Source organism: Streptomyces sp. NPDC053542 (genome assembly GCF_044544685.1).
Lineage (GTDB): Bacteria > Actinomycetota > Actinomycetes > Streptomycetales > Streptomycetaceae > Streptomyces.
In genome coordinates this window covers 199,426-215,305 of sequence record NZ_JBITXL010000012.1, presented here as the reverse complement: position 1 = coordinate 215,305, position 15,880 = coordinate 199,426, and the positions used below count along the sequence as shown (strand labels likewise).

Sequence of the window (15,880 nt, the reverse complement as noted above, 5' to 3'; positions counted from 1 at the left end):
GGGAACTCAGGACTCCTGGGATACGGAGACGAGCACGTCGTCCCCTTCGATCTTTACGGGGTATACGGGGACGGGCTGCGTCGCGGGAAGGCCGGACGGCTTGCCGGTACGGAGGTCGAAGCTGGAGCCGTGCAGCCAGCACTCGATGGAGCAGTCCTCCACCTCGCCCTCCGAGAGGGAGACGTTCGCGTGCGAGCAGATGTCGTTGATCGCGTACACCTCGCCCTCGGTACGGACGACCGAGACCGGGGTGCCGTCGAGCTCGACCCGCTTGGGGGTGTCTTCCTCGAGCTCGCTCAGCCCACAGGCTCGTACGAAGGTGGCGGTCATGCTACGGACGCCTCCAGCTCGGCATCGATCTTGGTGAGGAGGCGCTCCTCGACGTCCGGCAGGCCGATCTGCTGGACCAGCTCGGCGAAGAAGCCGCGGACCACCAGGCGACGGGCCTCGTCGGCGGGGATGCCGCGGGCCATCAGGTAGAACAGCTGCTCGTCGTCGAAGCGGCCGGTCGCCGAGGCGTGGCCGGCGCCGACGATCTCGCCGGTCTCGATCTCCAGGTTCGGCACCGAGTCGACCCGCGCGCCGTCCGTGAGGACGAGGTTGCGGTTGAGCTCGTAGGTGTCCGTACCGGTGGCCGCCGCCCGGATGAGGACGTCGCCGATCCAGACCGCGTGCGCGTCCTGGCCCTGGAGGGCGCCCTTGTAGACGACGTTGGAGCGGCAGTTGGTCGCCTCGTGGTCGACGAAGAGACGGTGCTCCTGGTGCTGGCCGTTGTCGGTGAAGTACAGGCCGTAGAACTCGGCCTCGCCACCGGGGCCGGCGTAGGTCACGCGCGGGTTCAGCCGGACCAGGTCGCCGCCGAAGGTGACGATCACGGACTTGAAGGACGCGTCCCGGCCGACCAGGGCGTTGTGCTGGCCGGCGTGGACCGCGCTGTCGTCCCAGTCCTGGACCGAGACGACGGTCAGCTTGGCGCCGTCGCCGAGGAGGTAGTCGACGTTGGCGGCGAGCGTGGCGTCACCGGTGTGGTCGATGACGACGACGGCCTCGGCGAAGGCTCCCAGCTCGATGACCTGGTGGCCGTAGGCGACCCCGCCCTCGCCGTGCACGGCGATGCGGATCGGCTCGTCGAGCACGGTCTCCTTGGGCACGGAGACCACGGACGCCTTCTCGAAGGAGCTGTACGCCTGCGCCGCGACCCGGTCGATGGGCGTGCCGGCCTTGCCGACGCGCGCGTCGTCGCGGCCCGCGGTCTCGACCGTCACGCCCTCGGGCGCGGTGATCTCGACCGAGACGCCGCCGGTGGCGGTGGCGGTGCCGTCGTGGAGGCCCTTCAGGCGCTCCAGCGGCGTGAAGCGCCACTCCTCCTCGCGGCCGTGGGGCACGGGGAAGTCCGCCACGTCGTAGGACGGCGGGGCGCTCATCCGGGTGGCGACGGTGGACTCCGCGGCCACCGCGATCGAGCCGGCGGTGGTGGAGCCCGCCGGGATGTTCTGAGCCTCAGCCATGGCTGTCGTAGTGCTCGCTTTCTCAGTCAAGAAGGGTGCTGCGGACGGGGGCGGGCCGGTCCGGCGGACCGGCCCGGGGACGGCTCGGGTCAGCCGACCGCGCCCTCCATCTGCAGCTCGATCAGCCGGTTGAGCTCCAGCGCGTACTCCATGGGCAGCTCACGGGCGATGGGCTCGACGAAGCCGCGGACGATCATCGCCATGGCCTCGTCCTCGGAGAGACCGCGCGCCATCAGGTAGAAGAGCTGGTCCTCGCTGACCTTGGAGACGGTCGCCTCGTGGCCCATGGACACGTCGTCCTCGCGGACGTCCACGTAGGGGTAGGTGTCCGAGCGGGAGATCGTGTCCACCAGCAGGGCGTCACAGAGCACGTTGGACTTGGCGCCCTCGGCACCCTCGCCGATCTCGATCAGGCCGCGGTACGAGGTCCGGCCGCCGCCTCGCGCCACCGACTTGGAGACGATGTTCGAGGAGGTGTTCGGAGCCATGTGGACCATCTTGGCGCCGGCGTCCTGGTGCTGGCCCTCGCCCGCGAAGGCAATGGACAGGGTCTCGCCCTTGGCGTGCTCGCCCATCAGGTAGACGGCCGGGTACTTCATCGTGACCTTGGAGCCGAGGTTGCCGTCGACCCACTCCATGGTCGCGCCCTCGTAGGCCACGGCACGCTTGGTGACCAGGTTGTAGACGTTGTTCGACCAGTTCTGGATCGTCGTGTAGCGGCAGCGGCCGCCCTTCTTCACGATGATCTCCACGACGGCCGAGTGCAGCGAGTCCGACTTGTAGATCGGCGCCGTGCAGCCCTCGACGTAGTGGACGTAGGCGTCCTCGTCGACGATGATCAGCGTCCGCTCGAACTGGCCCATGTTCTCGGTGTTGATCCGGAAGTAAGCCTGCAGCGGGATGTCGACGTGCACGCCCGGGGGCACGTAGATGAACGAGCCGCCGGACCACACCGCGGTGTTCAGCGAGGCGAACTTGTTGTCACCCGCCGGGATCACCGTGCCGAAGTACTCCTTGAAGAGCTCCGGGTGCTCCTTGAGCGCGGTGTCGGTGTCCAGGAACAGGACGCCCTGCTCCTCCAGGTCCTCGCGGATCTGGTGGTAGACGACCTCGGACTCGTACTGGGCGGCGACGCCGGCGACGAGGCGCTGCTTCTCCGCCTCCGGGATGCCGAGCTTGTCGTAGGTGTTCTTGATGTCCTCCGGCAGCTCTTCCCAGCTGGCAGCCTGCTGCTCGGTGGAGCGGACGAAGTACTTGATGTTGTCGAAGTCGATGCCGGAGAGGTCCGAGCCCCAGTTCGGCATGGGCTTCTTGCCGAAGAGCTTCAGGCCCTTCAGGCGGAGCTTGAGCATCCACTCCGGCTCGTTCTTCTTCGCCGAGATGTCGCGGACGACCTCCTCGGAGAGGCCGCGCTTCGCGGAAGCGCCGGCGACGTCGGAGTCGGCCCAGCCGTATTCGTACTTGCCCAGACCCTCGAGCTCGGGGTGAGCAGTCTCCGTGGGGAGCGTCATGCGGGGTTCCTCCCGGCCGTGCTTGCAGATGCTGTGGTGGTCTTTGTGGTGCGGTGGTCGGCCTTGCCGGTGGCCTTCGCGGCCCGGGGAGGGCCCTGGGCCTTGGGGGTGCCCTGGGCTGTCGCCTTGGGTACGAAGGTCGTGCAGACACCGTCGCCGTGGGCGATGGTGGCAAGACGCTGCACATGGGTCCCGAGCAGGCGCGAGAAGACCTCGGTCTCCGCCTCGCACAGCTGAGGGAACTGCTCGGCCACATGGGCGACCGGGCAGTGGTGCTGGCAGAGCTGTTCACCTTGCTGCAGATGGGGGGCGCTGCGCGCCGTAGCAGCGTACCCGTCCGCGGTCAATGCCTTCGCAAGGGCCGCCGTGCGCTCCTCGGGGGACGCGGCCTCGACCGCCGAACGGTACTCCGCCGCCTGGGCCTCCAGCCGGGCGCGGGCGAACTCCGCGACCGCGGCCTCGCCGCGCTCGCCGCCGCCCGCAGCCTGCGCAATCCAGCGCAGCGCGTCGGAGGCCAGGCTGTCGTATGCCTGGTCGAAGGCGTCCCGGCCGCAGTCGGTCAGCGCGAACGCCTTCGCGGGACGGCCCCTGGAGCGTGTGCCGTACACCCGCTTCTCGCGGGGCTCCACGACACCCTCGGCCACGAGGGCGTCGAGATGACGGCGGACGGCAGCCTGGGTCAGCTCCAGCCGGACCGCCAGCTCGGCGGCGGTGGAGGGGCCGTGGTCCAGAATGGAGCGCGCCACGCGGTTCCGCGTGCCGTGCGCCTCGTCCTGGGCGGTGACCTGCGCAGAGGCGGAGGTCACCGGCCCGGCGGCCGGAACGGCCGCGGGAACCTGTCGATCCTCGCTCGCGTATTTCACAACGACATTGTTGCGTAATTCTTCAGACCAGGACAAGCCTCGCCGGGACGCGGCCGTGGTGGCCTCTATCACTTAGGGGAACCTAAGTGCAAGGCCGCGGCGCGTCGAGTACGGGGCGGCCGGGCGCCGAGTGCGGGGCCGCCGCGCGCCGGGTGCGCGGGAGCCCCCGTGGGAGCCGGGGGGCGCGCCTTCGTAGACTGCGGGGCATGCGCAGCACCTCCCCGGGGGACGTTCCCCGGACCCCCGGGCGCGAGCCCGCCGTCGAGGTCACGGGCCTGGTCAAGCGGTACGGCAGCAAGACCGCCGTGGACGGCCTGGACCTCACCGTCACCCGCGGCACCGTCACCGCCGTCCTCGGCCCGAACGGCGCCGGCAAGACCACCACCGTCGAGACCTGCGAGGGCTACCGCCGCGCCGACGCCGGTACCGTCCGCGTCCTCGGCCTGGACCCCGTCGCCGACGCCGCCGCGCTGCGCCCCCGTATCGGCGTGATGCTCCAATCGGGTGGCGTGTACGCGGGCGCCCGCGCCGAGGAGATGCTGCGGCACACCGCGTCCCTGCACGCCCACCCCGTCGACGTCGACGTCCTGATCGAGCGGCTGGGCCTGGGCTCCTGCGGCCGGACGACCTACCGGCGGCTCTCCGGCGGCCAGCAGCAGCGCCTGGCGCTCGCCATGGCCGTCGTCGGCCGCCCCGAGCTGGTCTTCCTGGACGAGCCGACCGCGGGCCTGGACCCGCAGGCCCGCCGCGCCACCTGGGACCTCGTGCGCGAGCTGCGCACGGACGGCGTCAGCGTGGTGCTGACCACGCACTTCATGGACGAAGCCGAGCAGCTCGCCGACGATGTCGCGATCATCGACGGCGGCCGGGTCATCGCCCAGGGGAGCCCCGAGTCGCTGTGCAAGGGGGGCGCGGAGAACACCCTGCGCTTCACCGGGCGGCCCGGTCTGGACCTCGCCTCGCTCCTGAAGGCGCTGCCGGCCGACTGCGCGGCGGCCGAGCTGACGCCCGGCGCGTACCGGGTCAACGGCACGATCGACCCGCAGCTGCTGGCCACCGTCACCTCCTGGTGCGCGCAGAACGGCGTGCTGCCGGACCGCATAGCGGTCGAGCGGCACACCCTGGAGGATGTTTTTCTGGAGCTCACGGGCAAGGAGCTGCGCGCATGAGTGCGACCACGGGTGTGTTCACCCCGAAGCCGGGCGCGGCGCCGCTCTCCCGGATGATCCGCGCGCAGGCCCTCCTCGAGACGAAGATGCTGCTGCGCAACGGGGAGCAGCTGCTGCTGACGGTCGTCATCCCGACACTGCTGCTCGTGCTGTTCTCCGCCGTCGACATCGTCGCTGTGCCTACTGGAACAGCGGGCGGGAAGGGGAAGTCGGTGGACTTCCTGGCCCCCGGCATCCTCGCGCTCGCCGTGATGTCCACCGCCTTCACCGGGCAGGCCATCGCCACCGGGTTCGAACGGCGGTACGGCGTGCTCAAGCGGCTCGGCGCCTCGCCGCTCCCCCGCTGGGCGCTGATGACCGCCAAGACCTGCTCCGTGCTGGTCACGGAGGTCCTGCAGATCGTCCTGCTGACCGTGGTCGCCTTCGCGCTCGGCTGGTCGCCGCACGGCAACCCCGTATGGGTCGTGCTGCTGCTGATCCTCGGTACCGCGGCCTTCTCCGGGCTCGGCCTCCTGATGGCCGGCACGCTCAAGGCCGAGGCCACGCTCGCCGCGGCCAACCTGGTCTTCCTGCTCCTGCTGGTCGGCGGCGGCGTCATCGTGCCGCTGGAGAAGTTCCCCGGCGCCCTGCAGTCCGTACTGCAGCTGCTGCCGATCTCGGCGCTCTCGGACGGGCTGCGGGACGTCCTCCAGCACGGCGCCGGGCTCCCCCTGGCGGACCTCGGCATCCTCGCGGTCTGGACGGTGCTGGGGCTGGGCGCGGCGGCGCGGTTCTTCCGCTGGGAGTGAGCGCGGGGCCGCCCCGGACACGTGGCGTGCCACAGGGGTCACGGTACGCACCGTTTCGCACCCCTCGTGAAAAGACGCACAAGCCGCGTCCTACGATGACCCCGTGCCGAATTCGCTGAATCCCCTGGAGCAGATCGCCCGTCGCTGGCAGCCCTCGGCTGCCTTCGTGCGACGTGCCGCGCTCGCCACGGTCGTCATGGCCGTCGTCATCGTCGTGACCGGCGGCGCGGTCCGGCTCACCCAGTCGGGGCTGGGCTGCTCCACGTGGCCGCAGTGCACCCCCGGCAGCCTCACGCCGACCCACGAGATGGGCATCAACGGGCTCATCGAGTTCGGCAACCGCATGCTCACCTACGTGCTGTGCGCGGTCGTCGGCCTCTTCATCATCGCCGCCCGCGCCCGGCACCCCCGGCGCCGCTCGCTCACCCGGCTCGGCTGGGCGCAGTTCTGGGTGGTCATGGGCAACGCCGTGGTCGGCGGCATCACCGTGCTGACCGGCCTGAACCCGTACATCGTCAGCGCGCACTTCCTGGTGTCGACGGCGCTGCTCACGGTGGCGGTGGTCTCCTGGCGGCGCGCCTCCGAGGGCGACGCGGAGCCGCGGGACCTGGTCGCCCGGCCGGTCCGCCAGCTCTCCTGGCTGCTCGTACTGGCCACCGCCGCGCTCACCCTGATCGGCACGGTCGTCACCGGCGCCGGCCCGCACGCGGGTGACGCGCGCAAGGTCCACCGCATCCCGCTGGACTGGCAGGAGATCACCCAGCTGCACGTGGACTTCGTGTACATCGTGGTCGGCCTGAGCGTCGCCCTGTGGTTCACACTGCGTGCGGTCAAGGCACCGGCAGCGCCGCGCCGGACGCTCCTGGAGCTCTTCGGCTGCCTCGCCTTCCAGGGCGTCATCGGCTACGTCCAGTACTTCACCCACCTGCCCGAGCTGGTCGTGGGCATCCACATGTTCGGCTCGACGCTGGTGTGGATCTGCGTGCTGCGGGTCTTCCTCTCGCTGCGCGAGCGTGGCCCGCTGGCGGCCGTTCCGGCCCCCGCCGGGGCCCAGGAGCCCACCGGCGCTCCCAAGACCGTCACGACGGCCTGAGGCCCCGCGAAAGCCCGTAAAAGCCCGCCGGCCACGGTCCGAGGACCGTGGCCGGCGGGCTTTCGCGTACGCGGAACGCGCGGAGGTCAGTCGTTGGACGGTCCGCCCAGCTGAAGGCCCGCCATCCGCGACCACTCGTAGCGGCCGGTGCGCACCTTGGCGGCCAGCTCGCCGTCGAAGTCGTCGTGCAGGGTGATGCCGGCCTTCTCGGCGCCCTTCTTGGCGGCTTCGTACGAGCGGGCGACGAGGTTGCCCCACTCACCGTTGGCGCCGACCAGGGCGACCCGGGTGCGGCCCCGCCCTATGTGGGCCAGCTGGCCCTCGGCGCTGCCGCCGTGGCTCCTGGCGAAAGCCTGCATCTCCCGGGCGAGCTTGGCGGCCTGCTTCTCGGAGCGCTTGTCCAGCCGCTCGTCCGCCTGCGTGGTCTCTGACATGGCCGCATGCTACCGAGCGGTAAACCTCGCATGGAAGAAGGCCGCCGTGACCTCCCGTATGGGATCGGTCACGACGGCCTTCAGAAGTGCGGCGGCCTGCGCCCGTATGCGGGCTCAGCGCAGGAAGGGGTCCACGGCGACGGCCACGAAGAGCAGCGACACGTAGGTGATCGACCAGTGGAAGAGCCGCATCTCCTTGAGCTTGGCGCCCGTGACCTCGGCCTTGGCGCGGGCCTGCAGGCCGTGCGCCTCCTTCAGCCAGAAGGCACCGCACAGGACCGCGACCACCGTGTAGAACCAGCCGGTGTAGCCCAGCGGCTGCAGCAGCAGCGACACGCCGACCATCACCCAGCTGTAGAGCACGATCTGCCGCGCGACCACCTTGTTCGAGGCGAGGACGGGGAGCATCGGCACGCCGACGCGCGCGTAGTCCTCCTTCACCTTCATGGACAGCGGCCAGTAGTGCGGCGGCGTCCAGAAGAACATCACCAGGAAGAGGATGACCGGCGCCCACGACATCGAGTTGGTGACGGAGGACCAGCCGATGAGGACCGGCAGACAGCCCGCGATGCCGCCCCAGACGATGTTCTGGGAGGTGCGGCGCTTCAGGATCATCGTGTAGACGACCACGTAGAACAGCAGCGCGCCCAGCGAGAGCCATGCGGACAGCCAGTTGACGGTCAGTCCGAAGAGCAGCGTGGAGATCACCGCGAGCGAGACGCCGAAGACCAGGCATTCGCGCGGGCTGACCATGCCGGTGACGAGCGGCCGCTGCGACGTACGGTCCATCAGCGCGTCGATGTCGCGGTCGATGTACATGTTGAGCGCGTTGGCACCGCCGGCCGAGAGGTAGCCGCCGACGCAGGTGAGCAGCACCAGCATCAGGTCGGGCACGCCCTGTTCGGCGAGGAACATCACCGGAACGGTGGTGATGAGGAGCAGCTCAATGATCCGCGGCTTGGTCAGCGCCACGAATGCCATGACCCGGGCTCCGAACGGCCGGTCGCCAGGACCGGAGCTCCCCGCGCTTACAGGAAGCTCCCCCAAGGCTTTAAGAGCTTGGGAGGTGCCCCCACCCGCAGGACGGGATTCGACGGCCGTCACGCACACCCCTGGAAGTAACTTCTGCGGCTGGCGCCGCGGAGATAAGGCCAGCAAGCACATTCGGGCAGTGAAGGCCCGGTGAAGACTTGCGCGTACCACGCCACTCTAGACGTTGGGCATAGCGCGATCTTCGCGGGGGTGGGTTCGTGTTGGCGCAGCGGGGGCCGGAAGGAATCACACCCGAGTGCCCGGACACGCGGACGTTCAGCGGGCGAAAGGGGGCACCGGACGGCAGTCTGAACCCAGCGCCGACACCCGGTGTCTCCTGGGCGTTCACCTGCTCATTCGGGCGCTCGTTCGGGGCCCTGAAAACTCATGTGTTGCAGGTGACGGCGAGCGGGGTTCCGGCGGAAAAATGCGGCTCCCGCGAAGGTAGGCTCGACAGCGTCCGAGGGCATTTCCGACCCCCGGCATTCGACATGTGGAGAGGAGCCCTGACCCAGGGTGAGCACCAAGCCGACCACCACAGGTCTTGAGTGGACCGATCTGGACCAGCGGGCCGTCGATACCGTCCGCGTTCTGGCCATGGATTCCGTGCAGAAGGTCGGTAACGGCCACCCGGGCACGGCCATGAGCCTCGCTCCTGCCGCCTACACCCTTTTCCAGAAGGTCATGCGGCACGACCCCGCCGACCCGGACTGGACCGGCCGTGACCGGTTCGTGCTGTCCGCCGGCCACTCGTCCCTGACCCTCTACATCCAGCTCTACCTCGCCGGTTTCGGCCTGGAGCTGGAGGACTTGATGGCCTTCCGCACCTGGGGTTCCAAGACCCCGGGCCACCCGGAGTACGGCCACACCGTGGGTGTCGAGACCACCACCGGCCCGCTGGGCCAGGGCGTGGCCAACGCAGTGGGCATGGCGATGGCTGCCCGGTACGAGCGCGGCCTGTTCGACCCGGACGCCGCTCCCGGCACCTCGCCGTTCGACCACCACATCTACGCCATCGCCGGTGACGGCTGCCTCCAGGAGGGCATCTCCGCCGAGGCGTCGTCCATGGCCGGGCACCAGAAGCTCGGCAACCTGATCATGCTGTGGGACGACAACCACATCTCGATCGAGGGCGACACCGAGACGGCCATCTCCGAGGACACCGTCAAGCGGTACGAGGCGTACGGCTGGCACGTCCAGCGCGTGGAGCCGAAGGAGAACGGCGACCTCGACCCCGAGGCGCTGTACGCGGCGATCGAGGCGGCCAAGGCCGAGACCGAGCGCCCCTCCTTCATCGCGATGCGCTCGATCATCGCCTGGCCGGCCCCCAACGCCCAGAACACCGAGGCCGCGCACGGCTCGGCGCTCGGCGGCGAGGAAGTCGCGGCCACCAAGCGCGTCCTCGGCTTCGACCCCGAGAAGGACTTCGAGGTCTCCGACGAGGTCCTGGCGCACACCCGTGCGCTGGGTGACCGCGCCGGTGACGCCAAGGCCGAGTGGGAGAAGTCCTTCGGCGAGTGGCGGACCGCCAACCCCGAGCGTGCGGCCGAGTTCGACCGCATCCGCGCCGGCGAGCTGCCGGCCGGCTGGGAGGAGCAGCTGCCCTGCTTCGAGACCGGCAAGGCGGTCGCCACCCGCGCGGCCTCCGGCAAGGTCCTGCAGGCGCTGGGCGGCGTGATCCCCGAGCTGTGGGGCGGCTCCGCCGACCTCGCCGGCTCGAACAACACCACCATCGACAAGAACTCCTCGTTCCTGCCGGTGGGCAACCCGCTGCCGGAGGCGGACCCGTACGGCCGTACGATCCACTACGGCATCCGCGAGCACTCCATGGCCGCGGAGATGAACGGCATCGCGCTGCACGGCAACACCCGCATCTACGGCGGCACCTTCCTGGTGTTCTCCGACTACATGCGCAACGCCGTACGCCTGTCGGCCCTGATGCACCTGCCGGTCACGTACGTGTGGACGCACGACTCGATCGGCCTCGGCGAGGACGGCCCGACCCACCAGCCGGTGGAGCACCTGGCCTCGCTGCGCGCCATCCCCGGCCTCAACGTCGTCCGCCCGGCGGACGCCAACGAGACCGCGCTGGCCTGGGGCGAGATCCAGAAGCGCTGGACCAAGGAGTTCGGCAAGGGCGCCCCGCACGGCCTGGCGCTGACCCGGCAGGGCGTGCCGACGTACGAGCCCAACGCCGAGGGTGTCGCCAAGGGCGGTTACGTCCTGTTCGACGCCGAGGGCGGCGAGCCGCAGGTCGTGCTGATCGCCACCGGCTCCGAGGTGCACCTCGCGGTCGAGGCTCGTGAGCAGCTGCAGGCCGCGGGCGTCCCGACGCGCGTCGTCTCGATGCCGTGCGTGGAGTGGTTCGAGGAGCAGGACCAGGCGTACAAGGACAGCGTCCTGCCGCCGGCCGTCAAGGCACGCGTCGCCGTCGAGGCGGGCATCGGCCTGACCTGGCACAAGTACGTGGGCGACGCGGGCCGCATCGTCTCGCTGGAGCACTTCGGTGCCTCCGCGGACGGCAAGGTCCTCTTCCGCGAGTTCGGCTTCACGCCCGAGAACGTGGCCGCCGCCGCGCGGGAATCGATCGACGCCGCCGCGCGCTGACGACCGTAGACGACAAGTAGGAGATGCAATTCCCATGACAGACGCACTCAAGCGCCTTTCCGACGAAGGCGTTGCGATCTGGCTGGACGACCTGTCGCGCAAGCGCATCACGTCCGGCAACCTCGCCGAGCTGATCGACCAGAGCCACGTGGTGGGTGTCACCACCAACCCGTCGATCTTCCAGAAGGCGATCTCCTCGGGTGACGGCTACGAGCAGCAGGTCTCCGACCTCGCGGCCCGCAAGGTCACCGTCGAGGAGGCCATCCGCATGATCACCACTGCGGACGTGCGCGACGCGGCCGACATCCTGCGGCCGGTCTTCGACGCCACCGACGGCCAGGACGGCCGGGTCTCCATCGAGGTCGACCCGCGCCTGGCGCACAACACCAAGGCGACCGTCGCCGAGGCCAAGCAGCTGGCCTGGCTGGTGGACCGCCCGAACACGCTCATCAAGATCCCGGCGACCAAGGCGGGCCTGCCCGCGATCACCGAGGTCATCGGCAAGGGCATCAGCGTCAACGTCACGCTGATCTTCTCGCTGGAGCGCTACCGCGAGGTCATGGACGCCTACCTGGCCGGCCTGGAGAAGGCCAAGTCGCTGGGTCTGGAGCTGGACAAGATCCACTCCGTCGCGTCCTTCTTCGTGTCCCGCGTGGACACCGAGATCGACAAGCGCCTGGACGGCATCGGCACCGACGAGGCCAAGGCCCTCAAGGGCAAGTCGGCCCTCGCCAACGCCCGCCTGGCCTACCAGGCGTACGAGGAGGTCTTCTCCTCGGACCGCTGGGCCGCCCTGGAGAAGGCCGGCGCCAACAAGCAGCGTCCGCTGTGGGCCTCCACCGGCGTGAAGGACCCGGAGCTCAAGGACACGCTGTACGTCGAGCAGCTGGTCGCGCCGAACACGGTCAACACCATGCCGGAGGCCACCCTGGAGGCCACCGCGGACCACGGCGAGATCACGGGTGACACCGTGAGCGGCGGGTACCAGGAGGCTCAGGCCGACATCGACGCGCTCGCGAAGCTGGGCGTCTCGTACGACGAGGTCGTCCAGCTCCTGGAGGACGAGGGTGTCGACAAGTTCGAGACGGCCTGGAACGACCTGCTCAAGTCGACCGAGGCGGAGCTGAAGCGCCTCGCTCCTTCGGAGGGCTGAGACTCTTGTCAAGCAGCAATCCGCTGCGTGACGCCGCGGACCGACGGCTCCCGCGTATCGCGGGGCCGTCGGGCCTCGTCATCTTCGGCGTCACGGGCGATTTGTCACGTAAAAAGCTGATGCCCGCCGTTTACGACCTCGCCAACCGCGGTCTCCTCCCGCCGGGCTTCTCGCTCATCGGCTTCGCCCGCCGCGACTGGGAGAACGAGGACTTCGCCCAGGTCGTGCACGACGCGGTCAAGGAACACTCGCGCACCCCCTTCCGCGAGGAGGTCTGGCAGCAGCTCAGCCAGGGCATGCGCTTCGTCCAGGGCAACTTCGACGACGATGCGGCCTTCGAGCAGCTCAAGTCCACGATCCAGGACCTGGACAAGGCGCAGGGCACCGGCGGCAACTTCGCCTTCTACCTGTCCGTGCCGCCCAAGTTCTTCCCCACGGTCGTCCAGCAGCTCAAGAACCACGGGCTGGCCGACCAGAAGGACGGCTCCTGGCGCCGCGCGGTCATCGAGAAGCCCTTCGGCCACGACCTGGAGAGCGCGAAGGAGCTCAACGAGGTCGTCCACGAGGTCTTCCCGCCCGAGTCGGTCTTCCGGATCGACCACTACCTCGGCAAGGAGACGGTCCAGAACATCCTGGCGCTGCGCTTCGCCAACACGATGTTCGAGCCCCTGTGGAACCGCTCCTACGTGGACCACGTGCAGATCACGATGGCCGAGGACATCGGCATCGGCGGCCGGGCCGGGTACTACGACGGCATCGGCGCCGCGCGTGACGTGATCCAGAACCACCTCCTCCAGCTGCTCGCGCTGACCGCCATGGAGGAGCCCGCCTCGTTCGACGCGGACGCGCTGGTCGCGGAGAAGGCCAAGGTCCTCGGCGCCGTCCGGCTGCCCAAGGACCTGGGCAAGGAGACGGTGCGCGCGCAGTACGCGGAAGGCTGGCAGGGCGGCGAGAAGGCCGTCGGCTACCTCCAGGAAGAGGGCATCGACCCCCAGTCGAAGACCGACACCTACGCCGCGATCAAGCTGGGCATCGACAACCGCCGCTGGGCGGGCGTCCCCTTCTACCTGCGCACCGGCAAGCGCCTGGGCCGCCGCGTCACCGAGATCGCGGTCGTCTTCCAGCGCGCCCCGCACTCCCCCTTCGACCACACGGCCACCGAGGAGCTGGGGCAGAACGCCCTGGTCATCCGGGTGCAGCCGGACGAGGGCGTGACGGTGCGGTTCGGCTCGAAGGTCCCGGGTACCTCGATGGAGGTGCGGGACGTGTCGATGGACTTCGCGTACGGCGAGTCCTTCACGGAGTCCAGCCCCGAGGCGTACGAGCGCCTGATCCTGGACGTCCTCCTCGGCGACGCCAACCTCTTCCCGCGCACGGAGGAGGTCGAGCTGTCCTGGAAGATCCTCGACCCGATCGAGCAGTACTGGGACAAGCACGGCAAGCCCGCACAGTACCCGGCGGGTACCTGGGGCCCCGTCGAGGCGGACGAAATGCTCGCACGAGACGGACGGAGCTGGCGTCGGCCATGAAGATCGATCTCACCGAAACCACGGCCAGCAAGATCAACAAGGCGCTGGTCCAGGGCCGCCGTGCCATCGGCACGCCGGCCGTCGGCATGGTGCTCACCCTCGTCATCGTCACCGACGAGGAGAACGCCTACGACGCGGTCAGGGCCGCCAACAACGCCTCGCGCGAGCACCCCTCGCGCACCCTGGTCGTCATCAAGCGCGTCAGCCGCTCCCCGCGGGACCGCGCCAAGCCGCGCCTCGACGCCGAGGTCCGGGTCGGCGCGGACGCCGGTACGGGCGAGACGGTCGTACTGCGGCTGCACGGCGAGGCCATCAACCACGCCCAGTCCGTCGTACTGCCGCTGCTGCTGCCGGACGCCCCCGTGGTGGTCTGGTGGCCGGTCGGCGGCCCGACCGACCCGGCCAACGACCCGCTCGGGTCGCTCGCCCAGCGGCGCGTCACCGACACCTACGCCACCGAGCAGCCGGTGCAGGAGCTGGCCCGGCGCGCCGCGGCGTACACCCCCGGCGACACCGACCTGGCCTGGACCCGCATCACGCCCTGGCGTTCGATGCTGGCCGCCGCGCTCGACCAGCAGCCGAGCGAGGTCACCTCGGTCACGGTCGAGGGCGAGGAATACAACCCGAGCTGCGAGCTGCTGGCCATGTGGCTCGCGGACCGGCTGCACGTTCCCGTCGAGCGGACGCTCTCCGCGGGCCCCGGCCTCACGGCCGTCCGTATGGAAACCAAGAACGGCCCGATCGTGCTGGACCGTCCGGACGGCGCGATGGCCACGCTGTGCATGACCGGCCAGCCGGACCGCGCGGTGGCGCTGCAGCGGCGGGAGACCGCGGAGCTGCTCGCCGAGGAGCTGCGCCGGCTGGACCCGGACGACACCTACGCGTCCGCGCTGAAGTACGGCGTGGAGCGGCTGGGTGCGTACAAGGACGGTCAGCCCGGCGTCTCGGCGAAGAGCGTCGAGGCCGCCGAGCAGGAGGCCGAGGCCGAGCCGCAGTCCGCCGAGGACGCCCCCAAGGGGAAGGCCGCGGCCAAGAAGGCGCCCGCGAAGAAGGCGGCCGCCAAGTGAGCGCGCCGCAGGTCGTCGTCCACCGCGACAAGGAACTGATGGCCAAGGCCGCCGCGGCCCGGCTGATCACGAAGATCGTGGACGCCCAGACGGCGCGCGGCTCCGCCTCCGTCGTCCTGACCGGCGGCCGCAACGGCAACGGGCTGCTCGCGGCCCTCGCCGAGGCGCCGGCGCGGGACGCGGTGGACTGGTCCCGGCTGGACCTGTGGTGGGGCGACGAGCGGTTCCTGCCCGAGGGCGACCCGGAGCGCAACCACACCCAGGCCCGCGAGGCGCTGCTGGACAGCGTCCCGGTGGACCCGGCGCGGGTGCACGTGATGGCGCCGTCCGACGGCGCGTACGGCAACGACGCGGACGCCGCGGCGGAGGCGTACGCCGCCGCCCTGGCCGCCGCCGCGGGCCCGGAGGACCACGGCCCCGTGCCGTCCTTCGACGTCCTCCTGCTGGGCGTCGGCCCGGACACCCACGTCGCCTCGCTCTTCCCCGAGCACCCGGCCGCGCGGGAGACCGAGCGGACGGTGGTCGGCGTGCACGGCGCGCCCAAGCCGCCGCCCACCCGGATCTCGCTGACCCTGCCCGCCATCCGCGCGGCGCGGGAGGTCTGGCTGCTCGCGGCGGGCGAGGACAAGGCGAACGCGGCCGCGATGGCCCTCTCCGGCGCGGGCGAGATACAGGCGCCCGCGGCGGGCGCGTACGGCCGCAGCCGTACGCTCTGGCTGCTGGACGAGGCGGCCGCCTCCCAGCTGCCGCGCGGGCTCTACCCGCCGGCCTCGGCCTGACGGGTCCGCCGCACGACGAACGGCCCGGCTCCCACGGTGTCATCACCATGGGAGCCGGGCCGTCGTCGTGTCCGGGCCGGACGCGGGCGCTCAGCCGCTCACGCCTGCCGCTCCCGCTCCTGGCGCACCATGGCGTTGGCCATCCGCGCCGGGTCCTGGAGGTCGCCCACCGCGACGCCGTCGACGTCCTCGTCGAGGGTGTTGTACGGGCCGAGGGCGGCCTCCTTGTCGCCCTGCTCCGCTTCGAGGTGCCGGGCGGCCACCTCCTGCTGCTTGGCCGCGGGCTGGTCCACCAGCCACTGGCGGTTCTCCGGGGTCAGCAGGTTCAGAAAGCTCAAGAGCGCGTC

The 15,880-nt window shown here is 70.4% G+C and carries 15 protein-coding genes; 8 read left to right on the top strand and 7 right to left on the bottom strand.

Annotated elements, in window-relative coordinates:
- Positions 1 to 6: 6 nt before the first annotated feature.
- The 4 genes from ACIGXO_RS30135 to ACIGXO_RS30120 form a co-directional block, all read right to left on the bottom strand.
- The gene (locus ACIGXO_RS30135) at positions 7 to 330 is read right to left on the bottom strand and encodes a bifunctional 3-phenylpropionate/cinnamic acid dioxygenase ferredoxin subunit (protein ID WP_399793077.1); all 324 of its coding nucleotides are present in this window, start codon (positions 328 to 330) and stop codon (positions 7 to 9) included.
- Complete coding sequence (gene sufD, locus ACIGXO_RS30130) at positions 327 to 1,508, bottom strand: Fe-S cluster assembly protein SufD (protein ID WP_399793074.1); 1,182 nt, start codon at positions 1,506 to 1,508, stop codon at positions 327 to 329. Before sufD ends, ACIGXO_RS30135 begins: the two co-directional genes overlap by 4 nt.
- Positions 1,509 to 1,597: 89 nt before the next feature.
- Positions 1,598 to 3,019, bottom strand: coding sequence for a Fe-S cluster assembly protein SufB (gene sufB, locus ACIGXO_RS30125; RefSeq protein ID WP_399793072.1), 1,422 nt, complete (start codon positions 3,017 to 3,019; stop codon positions 1,598 to 1,600).
- Positions 3,016 to 3,882 (bottom strand): helix-turn-helix transcriptional regulator, encoded by an 867-nt coding sequence (locus ACIGXO_RS30120; protein WP_399793069.1) that lies wholly within the window; start codon positions 3,880 to 3,882, stop codon positions 3,016 to 3,018. The genes sufB and ACIGXO_RS30120 overlap by 4 nt, the downstream gene beginning before the upstream one ends.
- Before the next feature lie 206 nt (positions 3,883 to 4,088).
- Between ACIGXO_RS30120 and ACIGXO_RS30115 the strand changes: the two genes are divergently transcribed.
- The 3 genes from ACIGXO_RS30115 (at position 4,089) to ACIGXO_RS30105 (ending at position 6,932) form a co-directional block, all read left to right on the top strand.
- A complete protein-coding gene (locus ACIGXO_RS30115; RefSeq protein ID WP_399793067.1) occupies positions 4,089 to 5,051 on the top strand; it encodes an ABC transporter ATP-binding protein in 963 nt (320 codons plus the stop codon).
- Complete coding sequence (locus tag ACIGXO_RS30110) at positions 5,048 to 5,839, top strand: ABC transporter permease (RefSeq protein ID WP_399793065.1); 792 nt, start codon at positions 5,048 to 5,050, stop codon at positions 5,837 to 5,839. The genes ACIGXO_RS30115 and ACIGXO_RS30110 overlap by 4 nt, the downstream gene beginning before the upstream one ends.
- Positions 5,840 to 5,942: 103 nt before the next feature.
- A complete protein-coding gene (locus tag ACIGXO_RS30105; protein ID WP_399793062.1) occupies positions 5,943 to 6,932 on the top strand; it encodes a heme A synthase in 990 nt (329 codons plus the stop codon).
- Between the two features lie 86 nt (positions 6,933 to 7,018).
- On the opposite strand, the gene ACIGXO_RS30100 is transcribed toward ACIGXO_RS30105, so the two are convergent.
- The gene (locus ACIGXO_RS30100) at positions 7,019 to 7,366 is read right to left on the bottom strand and encodes a hypothetical protein (RefSeq protein WP_030264484.1); all 348 of its coding nucleotides are present in this window, start codon (positions 7,364 to 7,366) and stop codon (positions 7,019 to 7,021) included.
- A gap of 114 nt (positions 7,367 to 7,480) precedes the next feature.
- On the bottom strand, positions 7,481 to 8,476 hold the full coding sequence (locus tag ACIGXO_RS30095; protein WP_399793313.1) for a heme o synthase: 996 nt from the start codon (positions 8,474 to 8,476) through the stop codon (positions 7,481 to 7,483).
- 438 nt (positions 8,477 to 8,914) lie between these two features.
- Here ACIGXO_RS30095 and tkt point away from each other — a divergent pair, with 438 nt between their 5' ends.
- The 5 genes from tkt to pgl are packed head-to-tail and all read left to right on the top strand — an operon-like array spanning position 8,915 to position 15,533.
- A complete protein-coding gene (tkt, locus tag ACIGXO_RS30090; RefSeq protein WP_399793060.1) occupies positions 8,915 to 11,005 on the top strand; it encodes a transketolase in 2,091 nt (696 codons plus the stop codon).
- A gap of 34 nt (positions 11,006 to 11,039) precedes the next feature.
- Positions 11,040 to 12,158, top strand: coding sequence for a transaldolase (gene tal / locus ACIGXO_RS30085; protein ID WP_399793058.1), 1,119 nt, complete (start codon positions 11,040 to 11,042; stop codon positions 12,156 to 12,158).
- Positions 12,159 to 12,163: 5 nt separating this feature from the next.
- On the top strand, positions 12,164 to 13,687 hold the full coding sequence (gene zwf, locus ACIGXO_RS30080) for a glucose-6-phosphate dehydrogenase (protein WP_399793056.1): 1,524 nt from the start codon (positions 12,164 to 12,166) through the stop codon (positions 13,685 to 13,687).
- Positions 13,684 to 14,754: a glucose-6-phosphate dehydrogenase assembly protein OpcA gene (opcA, locus tag ACIGXO_RS30075; protein ID WP_399793054.1), complete on the top strand. Its 1,071-nt coding sequence runs from the start codon at positions 13,684 to 13,686 to the stop codon at positions 14,752 to 14,754. Before zwf ends, opcA begins: the two co-directional genes overlap by 4 nt.
- Positions 14,751 to 15,533 carry a 6-phosphogluconolactonase gene (pgl, locus tag ACIGXO_RS30070; RefSeq protein WP_399793052.1) on the top strand — a complete coding sequence of 261 codons (783 nt, stop codon included), beginning with the start codon at positions 14,751 to 14,753 and terminating at the stop codon, positions 15,531 to 15,533. The genes opcA and pgl overlap by 4 nt, the downstream gene beginning before the upstream one ends.
- A gap of 98 nt (positions 15,534 to 15,631) precedes the next feature.
- Here pgl and ACIGXO_RS30065 read toward each other — a convergent pair whose 3' ends face one another.
- Positions 15,632 to 15,871: a hypothetical protein gene (locus tag ACIGXO_RS30065; RefSeq protein WP_399793050.1), complete on the bottom strand. Its 240-nt coding sequence runs from the start codon at positions 15,869 to 15,871 to the stop codon at positions 15,632 to 15,634.
- Between the last annotated feature and the right edge of the window lie 9 nt (positions 15,872 to 15,880).

Coding starts and splice junctions, on each gene's coding strand:
- sufD (WP_399793074.1), bottom strand. CDS start 1,508: ATGGCTGAGGCTCAGAACATCCCGGCGGGCTCCACCACCGCCGGCTCG.
- sufB (WP_399793072.1), bottom strand. CDS start 3,019: ATGACGCTCCCCACGGAGACTGCTCACCCCGAGCTCGAGGGTCTGGGC.
- ACIGXO_RS30135 (WP_399793077.1), bottom strand. CDS start 330: ATGACCGCCACCTTCGTACGAGCCTGTGGGCTGAGCGAGCTCGAGGAA.
- ACIGXO_RS30110 (WP_399793065.1), top strand. CDS start 5,048: ATGAGTGCGACCACGGGTGTGTTCACCCCGAAGCCGGGCGCGGCGCCG.
- ACIGXO_RS30100 (WP_030264484.1), bottom strand. CDS start 7,366: ATGTCAGAGACCACGCAGGCGGACGAGCGGCTGGACAAGCGCTCCGAG.
- tal (WP_399793058.1), top strand. CDS start 11,040: ATGACAGACGCACTCAAGCGCCTTTCCGACGAAGGCGTTGCGATCTGG.
- ACIGXO_RS30115 (WP_399793067.1), top strand. CDS start 4,089: ATGCGCAGCACCTCCCCGGGGGACGTTCCCCGGACCCCCGGGCGCGAG.
- opcA (WP_399793054.1), top strand. CDS start 13,684: ATGAAGATCGATCTCACCGAAACCACGGCCAGCAAGATCAACAAGGCG.